This is a genomic window from Nitratireductor sp. J20-h4, from assembly GCF_056780505.1.
Window position 1 is genome coordinate 2,656,659 of record NZ_CM165557.1, and the last position, 18,364, is coordinate 2,675,022.

The following is an 18,364-nucleotide window of genomic DNA, read 5'->3' on the forward strand; positions in this document are numbered from 1 at the left end:
CACGGACTTAGGAAACGCTCTTCAGCCGCCGGCCCTCGGGGTCGCGTTCGACCGTCGGCGCGATGTCCCTGGTCCAGGCCGAGACGGCGGGGATGCGCGACCGGTCGACGCGATAGGCGAATTTTTTCGCCACGTCGATCACTTCCGACAACAGGCCGGCCTCCAGCGTGGTCGGATCGAGGCCGAGCGCCAGGAACTGCTGGTTGTCGACCACCAGGTCGTTCTCGGCGGCTTCCTTGCGCGGATTGGGCAGATAGGCGACCTCGGCCCCGGTAATCCGCGCCACCATCTCGGCCAGGTCGCGCACGCGGTGCGTTTCCGTCATCTGGTTGAAGATCTTCACCCGCTCGCCCGATCTGGGTGGGTTGTTCAGCGCCAGTTCGATGCAGCGCACCGAATCCTGGATATGGATGAAGGCGCGGGTCTGGCCGCCAGTGCCGTGCACGGTCAGCGGATAGCCGATCGCCGCCTGAATCAGGAAGCGGTTCAACACCGTGCCGTAATCGCCGTCATAATCGAAACGGTTGACGAGCTGGTCGTGACGGCGGGTCTGGTCGGTGTGCGTGCCCCAGACGATGCCCTGATGGAGATCGGTGATCCTGACCCCGTCATTCCTGGCGTAAAACTGGAACAGGAGCTGATCCAGGCATTTGGTCATGTGGTAGATCGAGCCGGGATTGGCCGGGTAGAGAATCTCCTGGCTGACCGTCTCGCCGGCCAGCGTCTCGACGCCGACGGGCAGATAGCCTTCCGGGATCGCCGCGCCGACGCTCGAATAACCGTAGACGCCCATCGTGCCCAGATGCACCAGATGCGCGTCGAGCCCGGTTTCCACCACCGCGTTGAGCAGATTGTGCGTGGCGCTGACATTGTTGTTGACGGTGTAGTTCTTGTGCCGATCGCTCTTCATCGAATAGGGCGCGGCGCGCTGCTCGGCGAAATGCACGATCGCGTCGGGCCGCTCCTCGGCGAGCCAGCGCTTCAACACCTCGTAGTCGCGTGCCAGGTCGATCAGATGGAAATGGATGCGCCGCCCGGTTTCCTGGTGCCAGATACGGGTGCGTTCCTGGATGGAATCCATCGGGGTCAACGATTGCACGCCGAGTTCGGTGTCGATCCAGCGCCGCGACAGATTGTCGACGATATGGACGTCGTGGCCCCGGTCGGACAGATGCAACGAGGTGGGCCAACCGACGAATCCGTCACCGCCGAGTACCGCAATCTTCATCGAACCGATCCCTCTCACAAAACCCTGCCGCGTGTTAGCCGGCATTTATGACAGGAATGGTACGCCGCCGAAACGGCCTCGCCCGGCACGCCGCGACGCCGGCCGGGCCAACCGAGAAAGGCCGGCCCCTTGCGGGACCGGCCGGAAGAGGGATCGGGTCCGCCGCGCCTAGTCCTGCTTTTCGACTTCGACGGCGCTGGTGGTGGCGTCGTCCACGGTGATCATCACCTTGTCGCCGGCCGCGAGCGCATCGAGATCGACGGCGGCATCGGCGACATAGCTCGTGCCGTCATCCAGCATGATGGTGCGGCTGGCCGGATCGACCGATTGGACCGTGCCCTGGACCTCGGCCGCGTGGGCGGCAACGGCGAAAAATGCGGTAGCGGCAAGGGCGGTAAGCAATTTGGTCATCACATGACTCCGTTATTTCCGTTTCGCCGGCCGGGACATCCGTTGCCTGAGACCCTTTTTGGGAAAGCCCCGTCCGACAGGGCTTATCTAGGTGCCGACGGACGCGGATCTCAAATCAAGTTGTGTAAAAGAATTGAATGATTTCAAAGACTTGTTTTTGCCACAATCAAACGTTTACGCGGCCTACTCCGCATCGGCCGGCCAGCGTCAGGCGGCACGGCGGCGCTCTGCCGGCGATGGCCGCGACGACGGCGGACGCAACTTTGCCGAAATTGGACGCGCGCACCGTTCACGAAAGGCGCCGCGCACGCGCCAGGCTCACATCGCCCAATAAATTCGCGTTACGTAATATAAATGGCGCCAACGCCGCCTGCCCAAAAAGCCGCTGACAAGGGAAAAACCGGCATCGAGCTGGCGCGGCTTTGGCGGGAAGCGCGTCATGCTGGAATTCGACGTCGCCAGCGATCGAGATATCTTGTTTGCGACGTGAGCGAGACAAGGTGCCGCCACGTCGACGCCGACCGTCCGGCGATGCGGCCGGTTGCACACTCTCACATAAATTATCAACTATTTTGGCAATAATCACCATCAATTGGGGAAATATTGGACAGTCCCGATGCGGGTTTCCGGCCGAATCATCGGATTCGCGCCGCAAACGCGCCCATCGCATGGCGCGTCACCAACCATCGGCAGTGACGCAAAACGAACACCGAAAACGAGGCGCGATCAAGCAGCATGCCGCCGAATTCCCTTACCGCTCCGGCGCTTGCCGGCCTGATCGCGAAGATGGCGGCAATCCGCAATCGCTACGATGCCTACGACATGCTGCTCGAGATTTGCAGACTGTCCGGTTATACGCATGGTGTGATGCTCGACATGCCGGTCGAGGCCAGCCAGCACCTGGCCGATCATATCCTGATCAGCAATTGGCCGGAACGGTTCTTGCGAGACTACGACGCCTTCGGTCTGCTGGCGACGAGCCCCGTGATCGCAAGCGCGCGTGACGCCATCGTGCCGTTTTTATGGTCGTTCAAGAAAAGCACAGCCCGCCGCAACCAGGTAGAGACAAAGCGCGCCGCGGCGCTTTTCGAAGAATTCGGTTTCCTCACGGGGGTCGCGTTGCCGACCGGAGGTCGTCCCGGCGAACGGCGGCTGCTTTTCCTTGCCGGGGATCGGGACGAACCGCAATGCGCGGAACTCTCCTACCTGCTGATGCTGACCGCCCATCTCAGCGAGCGCCTGCTCAAGGTGCTGGAAAATTCCTGTCGCGACGAACCCGCCGCGCGGCTGTCGGACCGGGAACGCCAATGCCTGGTCTGGACATCGGCCGGCAAGACCAGCCTCGAGATCGGGACAATCCTCGGACTGTCGGAACACACCGTCAACCAGTACATTGCCTCGAGCAGCCAGAAGCTGGGAGCCGTCAACCGCGCCCACGCGGTCGCCAAGGCGATGCGGCGCGGCCTGATCGAGTAAGAGAGGCCGACGCGCGCCAAACGCACATCCCCCCGCACACAGCGGATGTGCGCCCATTGTAGCGCAAACTGACGATCGGCGCTGCCCGTGAGCCCGCGATCAGATCTCCCATCACGCGCGCCGGCGGTCGAAGCGAATATTTGCCAGATAGTTGGCTGCGCGCCACTTTGTTGCCACCGGACAACTCCCGATCACCACCGCGGGCAGGCGACCGATACCTGGCACGATAGGCCGCAGCAGACCATGGTTGTTTTTTATCAAACAATACGTATCTGCGGTCTGGTTCCCCCACCACAACGTGGTCCGCGGCAAACCGCAGCCATAGGAAGGCCGGCGTTCCGGCACGCGAGCAAGGCAAGTGACACAACCAGCATTGATGTCGGCCGGCAAGGGCTGGACGTCGTTCCGCGAGCGCATTGCACGCATCGCAGGGCCGGTGGACGCTTACGACAGTCTCAAGGGACTGGCGCGCGATTCCGGCTACCGGCATTTCGCGATGCTGAGGACCCACGGAAATACGGCCTATGATCGCTCGCACGAGTTCATCCTGACCAGCCTGCCGCAAAGCTCGGTACGGGAATATCAGGATTTGGAAGCAGCCTCCGGCGACGAGGCGCTCGTCGAGGCGCTGAGGGGCGGCCAGCCCTTTTTCTGGGACCGCCGCGCGCCAGCCACATTCGGTACGCGTACCGTCGGCGCCGAGAACGACAATCGCGCCACGGACAACCTTTTGTCGCGCCTGGGCATCCGCACCGGTCTCGGCCTGCCGGTCTTTTCCACCCGCGCACCGCACGGCTTCGTCCTGTTCGGCGGAGAACGGCCCGTCCCCGACATCGACGAGGCCGCCCGTTTGTCCTTGTGGTGCAGCGGGATCTACGAACGCATGTCGTTGTTCGCCCCGCCCGACCGGGAACAATCGCGCCCGCGCCTGACCGCGCGCGAGCTGCAGTGCCTGAACTGGACGGGCGCCGGCAAGACCAGCGTCGAGATCGCTGCGATACTCGGCCTGTCCGAACACACGGTGAACCAGTACATCGCCACGAGCAGCCAGAAACTCGGCACCGTCAATCGCACCCAAGCCGTCGCCAAGGCGATCCGGCTGCGCTTGATCGACTAAACGCGGCCCTCACCTTGCGACAAGAGCAGCAAGCTATGTCGCGCATCTCGCCATGTTCGCGTGCGCGGCCGGAGCTTGTGGGTTGGAGCCGGACCTTGTGGGTTGGAAGTGGGATCGCATCGCCAGCCGCCGCACCCGGAACGGGTGTGGAAGAGCTCGCGCGGCCAGCGACCATAGGGGTGGGGTTGAGCGCTGGCCGCGCTCCGCAGAAACAGGGAAGAGCTCTCGATCCTGCTTCCGTGGATTTGTGGGCGACCAACCGTGGGGAGGATGGTCCGACCCTTTCGTCACTATGGGATAGAAGCGAAACCGACGCGATTACGTCATAACACCATATGATTTTGCCGTGGCCGTCGCACCTGGTACAGGACCGTTTTGGTCTCGGCCGGCAATGCCGTGTTCCGCATTTCCTCCCGGATCTGACGACACCCTAGCGCGGGTGCGGCGTTCTGGAAATTCGCTTCATTTGGGATGCGAAAACTGGGGATCGCGCTTTAGGGCAATCTTAATCGTCGCGTCGGGCGCACAGCGTCAAGCCGTATCGGCACATCGCCGCCAGGCGAGGCTCGCGGCGTCCACATCGACCCGCAACGCGTGCCGATACATGGCGAGAGGCCGATTGCTTCGAGGCCATGCCGGTATCGATCGTGCGAGACCGCTGCGGCCGACGTCGGAACAGACCGGGAGGCGGCCTCCCCGCGAGCCCACGGCGCTGTGTCCTGTCGATCCGGCAGCATCTTTTCGCAAAAAATGTGGCGGCCGCTCTTGGAGATCCGCCCGGATGCGACGATCGCGCGCGTTCGCCATCGGGCGCCCGGACTTGCAAGCCGGCCGGGTTCGCGCAAACTGGCGATCATGAAACTCCATTGGCTTTCGACCGCCCTCCTCCTGGCCGCAACCAGTACCGTGGCAGATGCGCAATGGCGCGCGCAGGCGCAACAGGCGGTTGCCGCGCCGCAAAGCACCAACAGCACGCTTGCGGCGTTGACCGTGGGGTGCGGCGATCCGTTTCAGGTCGAACTCCACACCGCCGACGGCGCGCCCGTGCTGCCGCAGGCCGGCGGCACCGCCGACTATCTTTACCGGCCGGGCAAAATCATCGCCAGCGTCGACGACCACGACTGGCCGCTGGTAGCGGCCGCCTCGGACATGGCGATGGTGCTGTTTTCGGAAGGAACGGTGGCCGAAAACCATCTGGCCCCGCTCGACCGCCAGCTGATCGACGCGCTGCGGCAAGGACGGCGGCTGGTGCTTTATTTCGACATCACCGCCGCCAACGCCGCCGACGGCTCGCCCTTCGAAACCTTCGCCGCCTTTTCGCTCGACGGCGCCCAAGATACGCTGGCCGTCGCGCTGGACGGCTGTCCCTAGGCTGACGCGATGCGCGAACTCCTGCTGCTGCGCCATGCGAAATCGAGCTGGGACGATGCCACGCTCGACGATGCCGAGCGGCCGCTCGCCGCGCGCGGTCGCAAGGCGGCGCCGGTCATGGCGCGCGCGATCGCCCGGCGCGGCTGGATACCCGATCTGGCGCTGGTTTCACCCGCCCTGCGCACCCGGCAAACCTGGGCACTGGTCGCAGCCGGATTGCCGCGTTCGGTCGAGACCCGGCTCGCCCCCGAGATTTACGAAGCCGAACCCGAGATCATTCTGGAGACGATCCGGTCCGTGCCGCCCGCGATCCGGCGGCTTGTCGTCGTCGGCCACAATCCGGGACTGGAGCGCCTGACCGAAACCCTCGCCGGGCCGGAATCCGACGCGGATGCGCTGGCGCGGCTGCGAACGAAATTTCCGACCGCGGCGCTGGCGCGGTTCGAGGTGGCGGCGCAATGGGCCACGCTGACATCGGGCGCCGCCCGGCTCGCGGCGTTCCTGAAGCCCAAGGACGAAGAATAGCCACCGACACGCAAGGGCCGTCCGGTCGTAGATCGGGGCCGTCAGCTTCGACAGAGGCCCGATCATTCAGTGGTTTGCATCACCGCTGCGCTCCAGCCAGCGCTTGCTGGCCGGCCAACAGCTCCGCGATCGCGCCAGCACTTTTTGCAAGATGCGCGCGCAACACCTCCGCTGCCCGATCGGGGTCACCGGCACGGCACGCGGCAACCAGCATTCGGTGCTCGGCCTGCGATTTCCCGGCATAGTCAAGCTGGGTGAGCGTTACCCGGATGTAGCGATCAAGATGTTGATATTGGGCCGCAACCAGGTCGTATAGGCGCGTGCCGCGAAGATTGTCGTAGAGCGTCATGTGAAAGCGCTGGTTCATTTCACCCCAGCGCGCGACGTCGTTTTCCTCGTCCAGCTCATCGAGCACGCATTCGGCCCGCCGTAGAACGTCTTCGCTGAGCTTCGGCACGGCTTTTTTCAGTGCGTGACATTCCAACAGGCTCCGGATTTCGCACATCTCGAGAATTTCGTCGGGCTTGAGTTCGGCGACGACCGCGCCGCGATGGGGCAGAAACTCAACCAGCCCTTCGGCTTCAAGTTGGCGCAGCGCCTCGCGCACCGGCATCCGGCTGACGCCGAAGGCCGCCGCAAGCTGATCCTGCCGAATCATTTCGCCGCTTCCAAGCGCCCCTCCGATGATCGCCTCACGCAGTGTCGCGGCAACCATCTCAGTCATCGTTCTGTACTGGCGACGGCTGGTTTCAATCAGGGTCTGAAGTGTCTTCACCATCACGCCTTTTTCGCAGAACGGCGCCGCATTCTATCGGCACCCTGAATTGACGGCTAGGGGCAAGTCCCATCGAGCCGGCCAATATCAGCATGCCTTACGGTCCGCGCCCGGGCCCGCGCAATCGTTCACTTCATGCAGGCGTGGCGATCCTACGCAGATCGATCAAAACTGGTCTCACAGCGTGTCCGCCCGATTACGGCGCATTGATCTTGATATTGGATCCAATATTTAATATCAAAACCCATATCGGAGGATGCTATCATGCCCGCAACAGCCAAACGACTCGACGGAATTTCCGGGATTGGTCTCGATCGCGTCGCTCTCGCCGCTGGCAACGACCCGGATATTCTGCGACTGGAGAATCTCGACACAGATGTCGCCGTGCCTCAACTGGCCGTGGCCGAAACCGTTCGCGCCACAGCCGACGACGACAGCAACAGTTGGCTTCCCTTGACGGGTCGCAGCGAACTGCGTGAGGCCGTTTCGGCGCGGCTGAGGAGCCAATGCGGTCACGACTACGACCCCTCCCGCGAGGTCGTCATCACGTGCGGGGGCATGGAAGGTTTGTTCAATTCGCTGCTCGCCCTGGTGGATCCGGGCAGCGAGGTGGTGGTCACCGACCCGACCTATTGCGGCATGATCAACCGTGTGCGGATGGTGGGCGCAACGCCGGCATTCGTGCCGTTCCGGCGTCATCGGGGCGCTTGGCGCCTCGACCTGGAACGGTTGGAGGCGGCGGCGTCCCCCTCGTGCCGGGCGGTCTTCATCATGAATCCTTCAATGCCGTCGGGAGCGGTGCTGAATGCCGACGAGTGGCAGGCCATCGCCGATTTCTGCCAGCGAAACGACTGCTGGCTGATCTACAACGCGGCGATGGAAAACATCCTGTATGACGGCCGCGCGCTCATACACCCGGCATCGATCCCCGGCATGGCGGAACGCACGATCACCGTGGGTTCGGCATCCAAGGAATACCGCATGATCGGCTGGAAGGTCGGCTGGGTCGTCGGGCCGCACGCAGCGCTTGACGCCATCGCCAAGGCCCACATCTACAATACGGCAGACGCGGTAGGGATCGCCCAGATGCCCGTCGCGCGATTGATGTCCGGCGACCCAGCGCGGTCGGGTCTCGCCGACGCCATCGCGCAGTGGCAGGCCCGGCGCGACGTCATCGTCGACGAACTGCGCGGTATCGACCCGGGCTCCGGAACCGTCCTGGTGCCGGCGGCCGGCGGATGGTCGATGCTGCTCGACGTCGGCCAATTCGGGCTGACGTCCCTTGAAGCGTCGCAACGCCTCTTGGAGCGCGGTCGGGTCGCGGCCACCTATATGCGCGACTGGGGCAGCGAAAACGCGGATCAGTTTGTACGGCTGGTGTTCAGCAACGAGCCGGTCGACCGCCTGGCCGGCATCGGCGACCGGGTAAAGCAGTCATTGGTGAACTAACGTCTGCGTTTCGCGCGTGAGGCAACCTGACGCTGACGGGATTTTCAGCCGCGGCGCTGGCGCGGTTCGAGATCGGGGCCGACTGGTCCGCGCTGGCTCCAGGCGTGGCCCGGGTCGCCGGTTTTTTGACGCCGAAGGATTTCGGCTGAAGGCCCCGGCTGCGGCGAACACGAACTTGCGCGTCCCTGCGATCCGCGCTAGCAGTTCGGCGAATGCTCGGAGGTTTTATGTCCCGGTAAAGGAGGGGCGGCAGCACCCCGCAAACGGATGAACCCCGTCGCAAGCCGGGGCCCCTGTTCGTTTGGCTTACCAATATCCTGAACAGGCAGCCCGCCGCGCAGCGTGCCGGCGTATGTTTGGTGCTGCCCGAACCGGACATGAGCAAACCATGATCAAGACCTACCGCCCCGGCGTCGATGACGACGCCATCGTCGCTATCTGGCTCAAGGCCAGCCGTCTCGCCCATCCCTTTCTCGGCGAGGATTTTTTGCAGCGCGAGGCCGGCAACATCCGCGATGTCTACCTGCCGGCTGCCGATACCCGTACCGCGTGGATGGGCGCACGGCCGGTCGGTTTCATCTCGCTGCTCGGCGACCAGGTCGGCGGCCTGTTCCTCGACCCGGCCTTTCACGGCCGCGGCCTTGGCCGCGCACTGGTGGACGACGCCGTAACCCGACGCGGCCGCCTCGAACTCGACGTGTTCGTGGACAACCCGGTCGGCCGGCGCTTCTATGCGCGATACGGTTTCGTGGAAACCGGGCGGCATGTCGACGAGCCGACCGGCCATCCGGTGATCCGCCTGCGTTACCCCGCCTGACCGCGAGCGGCGCGCCGCCGTCCTGACACCCTCTTGTCAGGAGGCGCGACGCGCCGGCATCGGCGCACCGACCCGAACCCTTCCCTTTCGGCCGGACTCTCTCCATATTCCCGGCATGGTTTCCAAATCCGACAAAAAGGCACCGCGCCCGACAGCGGCCGACGACCGGTCCGGCACGCGCAAGCGGCGCAGCCCGCTGACCGATTTTCACGACGCGGCCGAACCGCTGGAGCGCGGCGATGGCGGCTTCGCGGAAGCGCCGCAAAAGGATATGTCCGGCGCGCCGCTGTCGGGGTCGGTAACAGACTGGGCGCGCGATATGGAGCGCGCCGCCGAGGCGGACGCCCGCGCGGCGGAGATGCGCGCCATCCGCTCGGCCGCCGGCAAGCACCGCGTCAAGGCCGCCGGAGACGCCGCCGCGCGGCCGTCGAAAAAAGTGCCCGAACGCTCCGCCGCCCCCACCAAGACGGCGCGCGGCACCTCGATGGGCGGCGCGGCCTCCGCCAAGGACCGCGCGGCCGCCGGCATGAACCCGGTCGCCGGCCTCGACATCTCGCTCGAGGACGCCGGCGCGCTTGCCAGTTCCAGCGTCACCGCCACGGTGGAGGCGCTGTCGAAGCTGATCGAAAGCGGCAATCCGCTGCACAAGAACGGCAAGCTGTGGACGCCGCACCGGCCCGAACGGCCGGAGAAGTCGGAAGGCGGCGTGCCGATCCGCATGGTGACGGAGTACCAGCCCTCCGGCGACCAGCCGACCGCCATCCGCGACCTGGTGGAGGGTGTCGATACCGGCGAGCGCACCCAGGTGCTGCTCGGCGTCACCGGCTCGGGCAAGACCTTCACCATGGCCAAGGTGATCGAGGCGACCCAGCGTCCGGCGCTGATCCTGGCGCCGAACAAGACGCTCGCCGCCCAGCTCTACGGCGAGTTCAAGCAGTTTTTTCCCGACAACGCCGTCGAATATTTCGTTTCCTACTACGATTATTACCAGCCCGAGGCCTACGTCCCGCGCACTGACACCTATATCGAGAAGGAATCCTCGATCAACGAGCAGATCGACCGCATGCGGCACTCCGCGACGCGTTCTCTGCTGGAGCGCGACGACGTCATCATCGTCGCCTCGGTGTCGTGCATCTACGGTATCGGCTCCGTCGAGACCTATACGGCGATGACCTTCCAGATGCAGGTCGGCGACCGGCTCGACCAGCGCCAGCTACTCGCCGACCTCGTCGCCCAGCAATATAAGCGCCAGGACATCAATTTCGTGCGCGGCTCGTTCCGGGTGCGCGGCGACACGATCGAGATCTTCCCGGCCCACCTTGAGGACCGCGCCTGGCGCATCTCCCTGTTCGGCGACGAAATCGAGACGATCACCGAATTCGATCCCCTGACCGGCCACAAGACCGGCGACATGAAGTCGGTGAAGATCTACGCCAATTCGCACTATGTGACGCCGCGGCCGACGCTCAACCAGGCGACCAGGTCGATCAAGCAAGAGCTCGCCCACCGCCTCGACGAGCTGGAAAAGGCCGGCCGGCTGCTGGAAGCGCAGCGGCTCGAGCAGCGCACCCGCTTCGACCTGGAAATGCTGGATGCGACCGGCTCGTGCGCCGGCATCGAGAATTATTCGCGCTACCTGACCGGCCGCGCGCCGGGCGAGCCGCCGCCGACGCTGTTCGAATACGTGCCCGACGACGCACTGGTGTTCGTCGACGAAAGCCACGTGACGATCCCGCAGATCGGCGGCATGTATCGCGGCGACTTCCGCCGCAAGGCGACGCTCGCCGAATACGGTTTCCGCCTGCCGTCATGCATGGACAACCGGCCGCTGCGTTTCGAGGAATGGGACGCGATGCGGCCGCTGACCGTCGCGGTGTCGGCGACGCCCGGCGGCTGGGAGATGGAGCAGTCTGGCGGCGTGTTCGCCGAGCAGGTGATCCGCCCGACCGGGCTCATCGACCCGCCGGTCGAGGTGCGACCGGCCAAGGACCAGGTCGACGACGTGCTGGGAGAAATCCGCGACACGACGCGCCGGGGCTATCGCACCCTGTGCACCGTGCTCACCAAGCGCATGGCCGAGGACCTGACCGAATATCTGCACGAGCAGGGCATTCGGGTGCGCTACATGCATTCCGACATCGATACGCTGGAGCGCATCGAGATCCTGCGCGACCTGCGGCTGGGGGCTTTCGACGTGCTGGTCGGCATCAACCTGCTGCGTGAGGGGCTCGACATACCCGAATGCGGCTTCGTGGCCATTCTCGACGCCGACAAGGAAGGGTTCCTGCGCTCCGAGACCTCGCTGGTGCAGACCATCGGCCGCGCGGCGCGCAATGTCGACGGCCGCGTCGTTCTTTACGCCGACACGGTGACCGGCTCGATGGAGCGCGCCATGGCCGAGACGGCGCGCCGGCGCGAAAAGCAGCTCGCCTGGAACGCCGAGAACGGCATCACCCCGGAAAGTGTGAAGTCGCGCATCGCCGACATTCTCGATTCGGTCTACGAGCGCGACCACGTGCGCGCCGACATTTCCAGCCACACCGAGGAAGGCGCGCTGGTCGGCCACAATCTCAAATCGCATATCGAGCATCTGGAAAAGAAGATGCGCGACGCCGCCGCCGATCTCGATTTCGAGGAGGCCGCGCGCCTGCGCGACGAGGTCAGGCGCCTGCAGGAGACCGAGCTGGCCGTTATGGACGACCCGATGGCCCGCGACACCGGCGTGGAGAACACCAAAAAGAGCCGGCGCGACAAGGCCAGGGGCGCAGCGGCGATACCGCGCGGCGGCACGGGCGCGGCGGCAGGCGGCGACAGCCTGTTTTCCAAGCCGGCTCTCGACGACATGGGCGGTTCCGGCGATCACGCCACCCCGGCCGGTTCGGTGCCGCGCTCGCTGTTCAAAAAACAGTCGCACCGCCAGGCGCACGGCGCCGATTACGGCACGCCGGGCGAAGAGCGGGCGGGCGGGGACAAATCCCTGTTCCGCAAGAACACGCTCGACGAGATGACGGTCGGACGCACCGAAAAACCGCTCGGCGGCGAGCCGCCTGCCCCGCCCGACGAGGCCAAGCCGGTCAAGCGTTACCGCGCCGGCGCCGGCTCCTACGAGGATCCGGCCGACGAACGCCGCGCGCGGCGTCCGAAAAAGAGCGGCCGCCCGGGGAGTTAGCGGCTGCAAGGCAAGGTGGAAGCCGGTTCGCCGTTCAAGAACGTGTCAGCACAATAAGGCGGAGCCGGCCGCGGTTCCGCGAGACGCAGGACGACACAAGGGCAAATCATAGCGCTGCGGGCTCAGCCCTCCAGCCCGGCGCGGACGAGATCGAGCGGCTGGCGCGGACCGTGATCGTAGGCGACGATGATCCTCTGCTCGATCGCGGCGCGACGCGCGCGCTGCCGCGCCGACACGCCAAGCTCGCTGCACACAGCCTCCACCACCTGTCGGATCGCTTCACGCGCCTCCTGCGGGCGCGGCGGCGCCGGGACGGGCTTGCGGCGGGGGGACTGCGTGGGGCGGGTCATCTCCTTGGCCTCCTGTCGGGCCGGCTCCATCGACAATGGTTTCTCGGCCAACCTTTAAATCTAACGCATGAAATGCGGACATGGATCGGCAGGTACGATCACAGTTTGTACCCCACGGTAACCCAACGGCACCGGAAACCGCATCGGCGGCCGGCACGGCGCGCCTGGCGCGCCGCTCATTGCGCGCGGACGGCGGCTTCGCGGCCGGCTTCACCTTTGGTTAGGCAAAAATCCCGTTTTCAGAAAAGCCGCTTGGATCGGCGCCCTTCCAGGCCCCAGATAGACCCGTAACACACCAGACCGGGAGCCGGACCTTGACGCTTCGTTCCACCATCGCATGCCTGTTTCTTTGCGGGGCTCTCAACATGGCCGCAATCTCCGGCGCCGCGGCCGTTCCGGTGCCAGCCGCGCCACCGTCGACGCCGCCCGGCACGGCTGCCGTGATCCCGGCCGGCGGCTGCCACCAGGACACGCGCCGCCATTTCGTGCCGGAATTCGGCAAGACGCTGCGCCATCATCACCGCCGGCGCGACTGCCGGCCGGTTGCCGACGAGACGGCCCAGCGCGGCAAGCCAGTCGACTGCCACCGCGATGCGCGGTTTCACCGCGTTCCGGGCGCAGGCCGCATCTATCATCGCCATGTCGGCCAGGATTGCCGCATCCGCATCATCCGCCGCTCGGGAGAACCGGCGATCGGCGACTGAGGCCGACCGGCAAATCCACGCTTGCCGGAAACCGAAAAATAGGGGACAAATTCCGCATTCGGGCATTTGCCGGCCCGGAGACTGGAATGGCATGCCCCGGCTTTGGACTGCCCCCGCGGCGCCCGGGTGGATCGCGAAACGAGAGGGCCCCTGGCACCGCCCCGGCGTCGATCCGACTGTTTCTTCTCCCCCAGTGAACGACCGATGACATGCGGCATGCCCGCAAACCGAGCAAACTGACGGGAGAAAGGAGATTCCGATGGGTCAGATGACCGGAACCGTCAAGTTCTTCAACCATGCCAAGGGGTATGGCTTCATAACGCCCGACGACGGCGCCAAGGATATTTTCGTCCACATCTCGGCGGTTCAGGCATCCGGTCTGACCGGTCTCGAAGACGGACAAAAGGTCACCTTCGATACCGAACCCGACCGACGCGGCAAGGGTCCCAAGGCGGTCAATCTGATGCTCGCCTGAGACCATAGTCACGCTTTCGCGTCGCGGGGCCGCCGGTCCCGCGCCAAAACCCGGCCGCGCAACCGGTCCTCATCCGCGCCGGCAAACAGCCTGCGGCGGCTCCGCCGGTTCGCCCCGGCGCACGGATTGTCCAGCGGCTCAGTCTCGCGCTTCGGATCGCGGCCGCTCCCCGGCAGGCCAAGCGTGCGCGGCGTTCCACGCCGTGTGATCGCGTCGATATCCAGCCCCTTGTTTGGAAACCGTCATGTCGCTGAACGCCCCGTTCAGCCGGCGTTCAGCCGCGCTTTCCTAAAACAGCGCCAATTCCGGCCCGCCTGCCGCGCCGGCGCTTTCATGGAGAGCTTGATGAACCGTTTATTCAGACCCCTGCTTCTCGCCACCGCGGTCGCCGCGACCACGCTGGTGCCGGTGCTGGAAGCCAGCGCGGGACAGCGCTGGCGCGAACACCGTCCGCGCCATCCCCAGGTCAACCATCGCGAGAACACCCGCGACGACCTGCTCGCCGCCGGCATTCTCGGCCTGATCGTCGGCGGCCTGGTGGTCGGCGCCGTCAGCAGCGCGGATCGGGGAGCGGACTATGTCGACGACTATGCCGATACCGGCTTCGACGAGTTTCCCCCGGCGCCGCGCCAGTATCGTCGGCGCGTGGTCGATGCCGATCCCTATGCCGGCGGCGGCTATCAGCCCTGGACGCGCGAATGGATGCGCTATTGCCAGCAGCGCTATCGCTCCTTCAGCGTCAGCACCGGCACCTATCGCGGCTATGACGGCCGGGACCATTTCTGCGTTGCCGACTGACCTCCAGGCATGACGCGCGCTGCCCCGTCCGCTTCGCGGGCGGGGTTTTCCTTTTCGCGGCACCTACACCAGGAACGGATTGCCGCGCCGTTCGTCGCCGAAGCGCCCGCCCGGCCCGTGGCCGCAAATGAAGCCGACCTCATCGCCGAGCGGCAGCAGCTTGTCCTTGATCGAGCGGATCAGCGTCTCGTGGTCGCCGCCCGGCAGATCGGTGCGGCCGATGGAGCCGTTGAACAAGACGTCGCCAACATGGGCGAACTGGGCCGCGCGGTTGAAGAACACGACATGGCCCGGCGCGTGGCCGGGACAATGCAGGATCTCGAATTCGTGCGACCCAAAACGCACCGTTTCGCCCTCGGCCAGAAACCGGTCCGGCACGCAATTGCGCACCGGATCGGCAAGGCCGAACATTTTTGCCTGTTCCTCGAGATTGAGCAGCATCTGCCGGTCCGCCTCGTGCGGACCAAGAATGTCGACGCCGAGCGCCTCCTTCAGGTCCATCGCGCCGCCGGCATGGTCGATATGGCCATGCGTCAGCCAGATCGCCTCGATCGACAACCCATTCTCCTCGATCGCCGCGCGGATGCGTTCGACCTCGCCGCCCGGATCGACAACCACGCCGTGCTTGGTATCGGTATCGAACAGGATCGTGCAGTTCTGCTGGAACGGCGTGACTGGAATGATGCCGGCGTTGAGCTGTCCCATGGCGCTTTCCTCGTTGGTCGCCCCTCCCCATAAAGGCCGGCCGCCGGTGCGTCCACCCGTCCCGGGAAGCGAGGACCATGCACGGCGAACGAAAAAGGGCGGCCTGCGCGACCGCCCTCGTCCACCGGCCAGAGAGGCTGGCTCAGCTCTTTTTCATCGACTGCATCACCGCGCCGACAATGCCGGTCAGAATGCCGCCGCCGGCAACGCCGCCGACCGCATCGCCCAGCATGCCGCCAAGCGCGCCGGCGGTCGCCGGATCGCCGAGCAGCGAGCCGAGCACCGTCCCGCCGCCGACACCGCCGATCGCGCCGATGACGGTGCGCAGGATCGCGCTGACCGCCTGCTGCTTGAGCGCGCCCGAAACGGCGTGTCCGCCGATTGCGCCGGTTACCAGCTGAACGATGATAGGGAGTAACGCTTCCATGCCGTCTACCTCTATGGCCAAGCCGGTCTCGCTGCCGGCCTGGCCATCGAAGAGGCAATACGACCCGGAGTCAAACCTATCATGGCACGACGTCGCGCATTTTCACAAATGGCGGCCGCGCCCCCTCCGCCACGATCATGAATGACCGGGATCTATTCCGCCGCGGCAACCGCGCTTTTGGGATGAACCTCGGCCGCGTAATCGGCCATCAGATTGCGGGAGATTTCGCCGGGCTGGAAACGGTAGGGGCCGATTTCCGAAACCGGCGTCACTTCGGCCGCCGTCCCGGTCAGGAAACATTCCTCGAACCCGTCCATCTCTTCCGGCAGGATCGTGCGCTCCACGATCTGGTAGCCGCGGCGACGCGCCAGTTCGATCACCGTGCGACGGGTGATGCCGTCGAGGAAGCAATCCGGGTTCGGCGTGTGAATGACGCCATCCTTGACGAAGAACACATTGGCGCCGGTCGCCTCGGCGACATGGCCGCGCCAGTCGAACATCAATGCGTCGGCATAACCCTTGGCCTCGGCCGCATGCTTGGACAGCGTGCAGATCATGTAGAGACCGGCCGCCTTGGATTTGCAGGGCGCGGTGCGCGGGTCGGGCCGGCGATACTCGGCGATGTCGAGGCGGATGCCTTTCAGCTTCTGCTCGGGATCGAAATAGCTCGGCCACTGCCAGATGGCGACGGCGCAGTTGATGCGGTTGTTCTGGGCCGAAACGCCCATCTGCTCGCTGCCGCGCCAGGCGATCGGCCTGACATAGGCGTCGCTGAGACCCTGCATTTTGAGCAGTTCGCGACAGGCCTCGTCGATCTCCGCGACCGACCAGGGTATGGTGAAGCCGAGAATGCGCGCCGATTCGTGCAACCGTTCGGTATGTTCGGTCAGTTTGAAAATCTCGCCGCCATAGGCGCGCTCGCCTTCGAACACCGCGCTGGCGTAATGAAGCCCATGCGTCAGCACATGAACCTTGGCATCGCCCCACGCCACGAATTCACCGTTCATCCAGATGTGACCGTCAAGCTGATCGAATGGAACGGATGCCATCTTTACCTCCTGCGGACCATCGCCGCATGTGTGACAACGGACCGGAGCTTCACACCGGTTCTCGTGTTGGATCGAAACTGTCGCCAATCATGCCGCGAAATGCAAAGGGAAGGAAACATCCCGCACCGGGAAACGCCTTGCCTTTTCGTTCGCAATCTGCCGAAAAGCTTGTCAAAAATTACCAGTCGGCCCGATATATGTCAACAAGGCTGACATATTTTTTACCAACGGAACCATGATGTCAGGCAAGGACGAACACGATCCCGCACCGATCCGGACAGCGCTGTCGCGCGCCGACGGGATCGATCTGGATATTATCGAACTGTTTTTCTTCGCCTATCGCGACTTCACCTCGGATCCCGACCAGATACTCGCCGCCGACGGGTTCGGGCGCGCGCATCACCGCGTGCTGCATTTCGTCAACCGCATGCCCGGGCTGACGGTGGCCGAATTGCTCGATGTGCTGAAAATCACCAAGCAGAGCCTTGCGCGCGTGCTCAAGCAGTTGATCGACACCGGTCATATCGTCCAGCTTCCCGGCCCCCGGGACCGGCGCCAGCGCGAGCTCTACCCCACGCAGCGTGGCCGCGCGCTTGCCCTTGCCCTCGCGCGGCCACAGTCTCGTCGCATCGATGCGGCGTTGAAGGAGACGGGTCGCGACAAGCGCGAAACGGTTGAACGTTTCCTCAAGGCGATGGTGAACCCGGATCTGCGCGCTCAAATCGACAATCTGCCGGGCAGGCCTGGAATTTTGGGATCCGACGATGGCTGACGAAATGATCGTTCCCGCCGACGACGCGCCGCATCTCCTGGTGGTCGACGACGACACCCGCATCCGCACGCTGCTCAGCCAGTTCCTGACCACCAACGGGTATCGCGTCACCGTGGCCGAGACGGCCGACGCGGCGCGGCGCCATCTTGCCGGGCTGGATTTCGACCTGATCGTGCTCGATGTGATGATGCCCGGCGAAAGCGGCGTCGACCTGACCAAGGCGCTCCGCAAGAGCCGCGATGTCCCCATCCTGATGCTGACCGCGCTGTCGGAGACCGACAACCGCATCACCGGCCTGGAAGCCGGCGCCGACGACTATCTGCCCAAACCGTTCGATCCGCGCGAGCTGATCCTGCGCATCAACAACATTCTGCGCCGCGGCGGCCCGCCGCAATCGCCGAAGGTCGAGCAGATCGTGTTCGGCCCCTACACGTTCCAGATCACCCGCCGGGAGCTGAAGAAGGCCGGCGAAGGCATCAAGCTCACCGATCGCGAGCAGGAAATCCTGGCGATCTTCGCCGAACGGCCTGGCGAGACCATACCGCGCCACGAACTGGTCAGCGGCGATACCGAGGTCGGCGAACGCACGATCGACGTCCAGATCAACCGCCTGCGCCGCAAGATCGAGCGCGATCCGGCCAATCCGGTCTGGCTTCAGACGGTGCGTGGTGTTGGTTACAGGCTGAGCGTGGAATAGACTGCGCCTGCCCGCGCTGTGCCGCGGGCGAAACGGCAGCATTCCACGG

19 protein-coding genes and 1 pseudogene are annotated in these 18,364 nt (G+C 64.9%); 13 read left to right on the forward strand and 7 right to left on the reverse strand.

Features of this window, described 5'->3' with window-relative positions; all coding sequences use genetic code 11:
- Positions 1 to 7 precede the first annotated feature (7 nt).
- Entirely contained in the window at positions 8 to 1,228 is a 1,221-nt protein-coding gene (locus ACT2B0_RS12925) for an NAD-dependent epimerase/dehydratase family protein (RefSeq protein ID WP_473465498.1), read from the reverse strand.
- 168 nt (positions 1,229 to 1,396) lie between these two features.
- Positions 1,397 to 1,639 (reverse strand): DUF1344 domain-containing protein, encoded by a 243-nt coding sequence (locus ACT2B0_RS12930; protein ID WP_348506605.1) that lies wholly within the window; start codon positions 1,637 to 1,639, stop codon positions 1,397 to 1,399.
- A gap of 822 nt (positions 1,640 to 2,461) precedes the next feature.
- On the opposite strand from ACT2B0_RS12930, the pseudogene ACT2B0_RS12935 reads away from it, so the two are divergent.
- The 5 genes and pseudogenes from ACT2B0_RS12935 to ACT2B0_RS12955 form a co-directional block, all read left to right on the forward strand.
- Positions 2,462 to 2,866 (forward strand): annotated as a pseudogene (locus tag ACT2B0_RS12935) (autoinducer binding domain-containing protein); the annotation flags it as partial.
- A gap of 84 nt (positions 2,867 to 2,950) precedes the next feature.
- Positions 2,951 to 3,115 (forward strand): helix-turn-helix transcriptional regulator, encoded by a 165-nt coding sequence (locus ACT2B0_RS12940; protein WP_473465972.1) that lies wholly within the window; start codon positions 2,951 to 2,953, stop codon positions 3,113 to 3,115.
- Positions 3,116 to 3,473: 358 nt separating this feature from the next.
- On the forward strand, positions 3,474 to 4,232 hold the full coding sequence (locus tag ACT2B0_RS12945; RefSeq protein ID WP_473465500.1) for a helix-turn-helix transcriptional regulator: 759 nt from the start codon (positions 3,474 to 3,476) through the stop codon (positions 4,230 to 4,232).
- Between the two features lie 855 nt (positions 4,233 to 5,087).
- A complete protein-coding gene (locus tag ACT2B0_RS12950) occupies positions 5,088 to 5,603 on the forward strand; it encodes a hypothetical protein (RefSeq protein WP_473465503.1) in 516 nt (171 codons plus the stop codon).
- 9 nt (positions 5,604 to 5,612) lie between these two features.
- Positions 5,613 to 6,128 carry a SixA phosphatase family protein gene (locus tag ACT2B0_RS12955; RefSeq protein WP_473465505.1) on the forward strand — a complete coding sequence of 172 codons (516 nt, stop codon included), beginning with the start codon at positions 5,613 to 5,615 and terminating at the stop codon, positions 6,126 to 6,128.
- A 79-nt stretch (positions 6,129 to 6,207) separates the two neighbouring features.
- On the opposite strand, the gene ACT2B0_RS12960 is transcribed toward ACT2B0_RS12955, so the two are convergent.
- Positions 6,208 to 6,906 (reverse strand): GntR family transcriptional regulator, encoded by a 699-nt coding sequence (locus ACT2B0_RS12960; protein ID WP_473465508.1) that lies wholly within the window; start codon positions 6,904 to 6,906, stop codon positions 6,208 to 6,210.
- Positions 6,907 to 7,167: 261 nt separating this feature from the next.
- Between ACT2B0_RS12960 and ACT2B0_RS12965 the strand changes: the two genes are divergently transcribed.
- The 3 genes from ACT2B0_RS12965 (at position 7,168) to uvrB (ending at position 12,338) form a co-directional block, all read left to right on the forward strand.
- Positions 7,168 to 8,352, forward strand: a complete 1,185-nt coding sequence (locus ACT2B0_RS12965) for a pyridoxal phosphate-dependent aminotransferase (protein ID WP_473465509.1) — start codon at positions 7,168 to 7,170, stop codon at positions 8,350 to 8,352.
- Between the two features lie 388 nt (positions 8,353 to 8,740).
- The gene (locus tag ACT2B0_RS12970) at positions 8,741 to 9,169 is read left to right on the forward strand and encodes a GNAT family N-acetyltransferase (protein WP_473465511.1); all 429 of its coding nucleotides are present in this window, start codon (positions 8,741 to 8,743) and stop codon (positions 9,167 to 9,169) included.
- A gap of 115 nt (positions 9,170 to 9,284) precedes the next feature.
- Positions 9,285 to 12,338 carry an excinuclease ABC subunit UvrB gene (gene uvrB, locus ACT2B0_RS12975; RefSeq protein WP_473465514.1) on the forward strand — a complete coding sequence of 1,018 codons (3,054 nt, stop codon included), beginning with the start codon at positions 9,285 to 9,287 and terminating at the stop codon, positions 12,336 to 12,338.
- 122 nt (positions 12,339 to 12,460) lie between these two features.
- Here uvrB and ACT2B0_RS12980 read toward each other — a convergent pair whose 3' ends face one another.
- Complete coding sequence (locus tag ACT2B0_RS12980; RefSeq protein WP_473465517.1) at positions 12,461 to 12,688, reverse strand: hypothetical protein; 228 nt, start codon at positions 12,686 to 12,688, stop codon at positions 12,461 to 12,463.
- A gap of 314 nt (positions 12,689 to 13,002) precedes the next feature.
- Between ACT2B0_RS12980 and ACT2B0_RS12985 the strand changes: the two genes are divergently transcribed.
- The 3 genes from ACT2B0_RS12985 to ACT2B0_RS12995 all read left to right on the forward strand — a co-directional run bounded on the left by ACT2B0_RS12985 (position 13,003) and on the right by ACT2B0_RS12995 (position 14,665).
- On the forward strand, positions 13,003 to 13,392 hold the full coding sequence (locus ACT2B0_RS12985) for a hypothetical protein (protein WP_473465519.1): 390 nt from the start codon (positions 13,003 to 13,005) through the stop codon (positions 13,390 to 13,392).
- 259 nt (positions 13,393 to 13,651) lie between these two features.
- The gene (locus ACT2B0_RS12990) at positions 13,652 to 13,867 is read left to right on the forward strand and encodes a cold-shock protein (RefSeq protein WP_106570583.1); all 216 of its coding nucleotides are present in this window, start codon (positions 13,652 to 13,654) and stop codon (positions 13,865 to 13,867) included.
- Positions 13,868 to 14,212: 345 nt separating this feature from the next.
- Complete coding sequence (locus ACT2B0_RS12995; RefSeq protein WP_473465522.1) at positions 14,213 to 14,665, forward strand: BA14K family protein; 453 nt, start codon at positions 14,213 to 14,215, stop codon at positions 14,663 to 14,665.
- Between the two features lie 63 nt (positions 14,666 to 14,728).
- On the opposite strand, the gene ACT2B0_RS13000 is transcribed toward ACT2B0_RS12995, so the two are convergent.
- The 3 genes from ACT2B0_RS13000 to ACT2B0_RS13010 all read right to left on the reverse strand — a co-directional run bounded on the left by ACT2B0_RS13000 (position 14,729) and on the right by ACT2B0_RS13010 (position 16,846).
- Positions 14,729 to 15,370, reverse strand: coding sequence for an MBL fold metallo-hydrolase (locus tag ACT2B0_RS13000; RefSeq protein ID WP_473465524.1), 642 nt, complete (start codon positions 15,368 to 15,370; stop codon positions 14,729 to 14,731).
- 142 nt (positions 15,371 to 15,512) lie between these two features.
- On the reverse strand, positions 15,513 to 15,797 hold the full coding sequence (locus ACT2B0_RS13005; protein ID WP_473465527.1) for a hypothetical protein: 285 nt from the start codon (positions 15,795 to 15,797) through the stop codon (positions 15,513 to 15,515).
- Between the two features lie 152 nt (positions 15,798 to 15,949).
- Positions 15,950 to 16,846, reverse strand: coding sequence for a branched-chain amino acid aminotransferase (locus ACT2B0_RS13010; protein ID WP_473465530.1), 897 nt, complete (start codon positions 16,844 to 16,846; stop codon positions 15,950 to 15,952).
- 238 nt (positions 16,847 to 17,084) lie between these two features.
- Between ACT2B0_RS13010 and ACT2B0_RS13015 the strand changes: the two genes are divergently transcribed.
- Both ACT2B0_RS13015 and ACT2B0_RS13020 read left to right on the forward strand, forming a co-directional pair.
- On the forward strand, positions 17,085 to 17,618 hold the full coding sequence (locus ACT2B0_RS13015; protein ID WP_473465975.1) for a MarR family winged helix-turn-helix transcriptional regulator: 534 nt from the start codon (positions 17,085 to 17,087) through the stop codon (positions 17,616 to 17,618).
- Positions 17,611 to 18,315 (forward strand): response regulator, encoded by a 705-nt coding sequence (locus ACT2B0_RS13020; protein ID WP_473465533.1) that lies wholly within the window; start codon positions 17,611 to 17,613, stop codon positions 18,313 to 18,315. Before ACT2B0_RS13015 ends, ACT2B0_RS13020 begins: the two co-directional genes overlap by 8 nt.
- The last annotated feature ends 49 nt before the right edge of the window (positions 18,316 to 18,364 follow it).

Excerpts from the sequence above, each read along its gene's own strand:
- ACT2B0_RS12925 (WP_473465498.1), bottom strand. The coding sequence starts at position 1,228 with ATGAAGATTGCGGTACTCGGCGGTGACGGATTCGTCGGTTGGCCCACC.
- ACT2B0_RS12930 (WP_348506605.1), bottom strand. The coding sequence starts at position 1,639 with ATGACCAAATTGCTTACCGCCCTTGCCGCTACCGCATTTTTCGCCGTT.
- ACT2B0_RS12950 (WP_473465503.1), top strand. The coding sequence starts at position 5,088 with ATGAAACTCCATTGGCTTTCGACCGCCCTCCTCCTGGCCGCAACCAGT.
- ACT2B0_RS12955 (WP_473465505.1), top strand. The coding sequence starts at position 5,613 with ATGCGCGAACTCCTGCTGCTGCGCCATGCGAAATCGAGCTGGGACGAT.
- ACT2B0_RS12960 (WP_473465508.1), bottom strand. The coding sequence starts at position 6,906 with ATGGTGAAGACACTTCAGACCCTGATTGAAACCAGCCGTCGCCAGTAC.
- ACT2B0_RS12965 (WP_473465509.1), top strand. The coding sequence starts at position 7,168 with ATGCCCGCAACAGCCAAACGACTCGACGGAATTTCCGGGATTGGTCTC.
- ACT2B0_RS12970 (WP_473465511.1), top strand. The coding sequence starts at position 8,741 with ATGATCAAGACCTACCGCCCCGGCGTCGATGACGACGCCATCGTCGCT.
- uvrB (WP_473465514.1), top strand. The coding sequence starts at position 9,285 with ATGGTTTCCAAATCCGACAAAAAGGCACCGCGCCCGACAGCGGCCGAC.
- ACT2B0_RS12980 (WP_473465517.1), bottom strand. The coding sequence starts at position 12,688 with ATGACCCGCCCCACGCAGTCCCCCCGCCGCAAGCCCGTCCCGGCGCCG.
- ACT2B0_RS12990 (WP_106570583.1), top strand. The coding sequence starts at position 13,652 with ATGGGTCAGATGACCGGAACCGTCAAGTTCTTCAACCATGCCAAGGGG.
- ACT2B0_RS12995 (WP_473465522.1), top strand. The coding sequence starts at position 14,213 with ATGAACCGTTTATTCAGACCCCTGCTTCTCGCCACCGCGGTCGCCGCG.
- ACT2B0_RS13000 (WP_473465524.1), bottom strand. The coding sequence starts at position 15,370 with ATGGGACAGCTCAACGCCGGCATCATTCCAGTCACGCCGTTCCAGCAG.
- ACT2B0_RS13005 (WP_473465527.1), bottom strand. The coding sequence starts at position 15,797 with ATGGAAGCGTTACTCCCTATCATCGTTCAGCTGGTAACCGGCGCAATC.
- ACT2B0_RS13010 (WP_473465530.1), bottom strand. The coding sequence starts at position 16,846 with ATGGCATCCGTTCCATTCGATCAGCTTGACGGTCACATCTGGATGAAC.
- ACT2B0_RS13015 (WP_473465975.1), top strand. The coding sequence starts at position 17,085 with ATGTCAGGCAAGGACGAACACGATCCCGCACCGATCCGGACAGCGCTG.
- ACT2B0_RS13020 (WP_473465533.1), top strand. The coding sequence starts at position 17,611 with ATGGCTGACGAAATGATCGTTCCCGCCGACGACGCGCCGCATCTCCTG.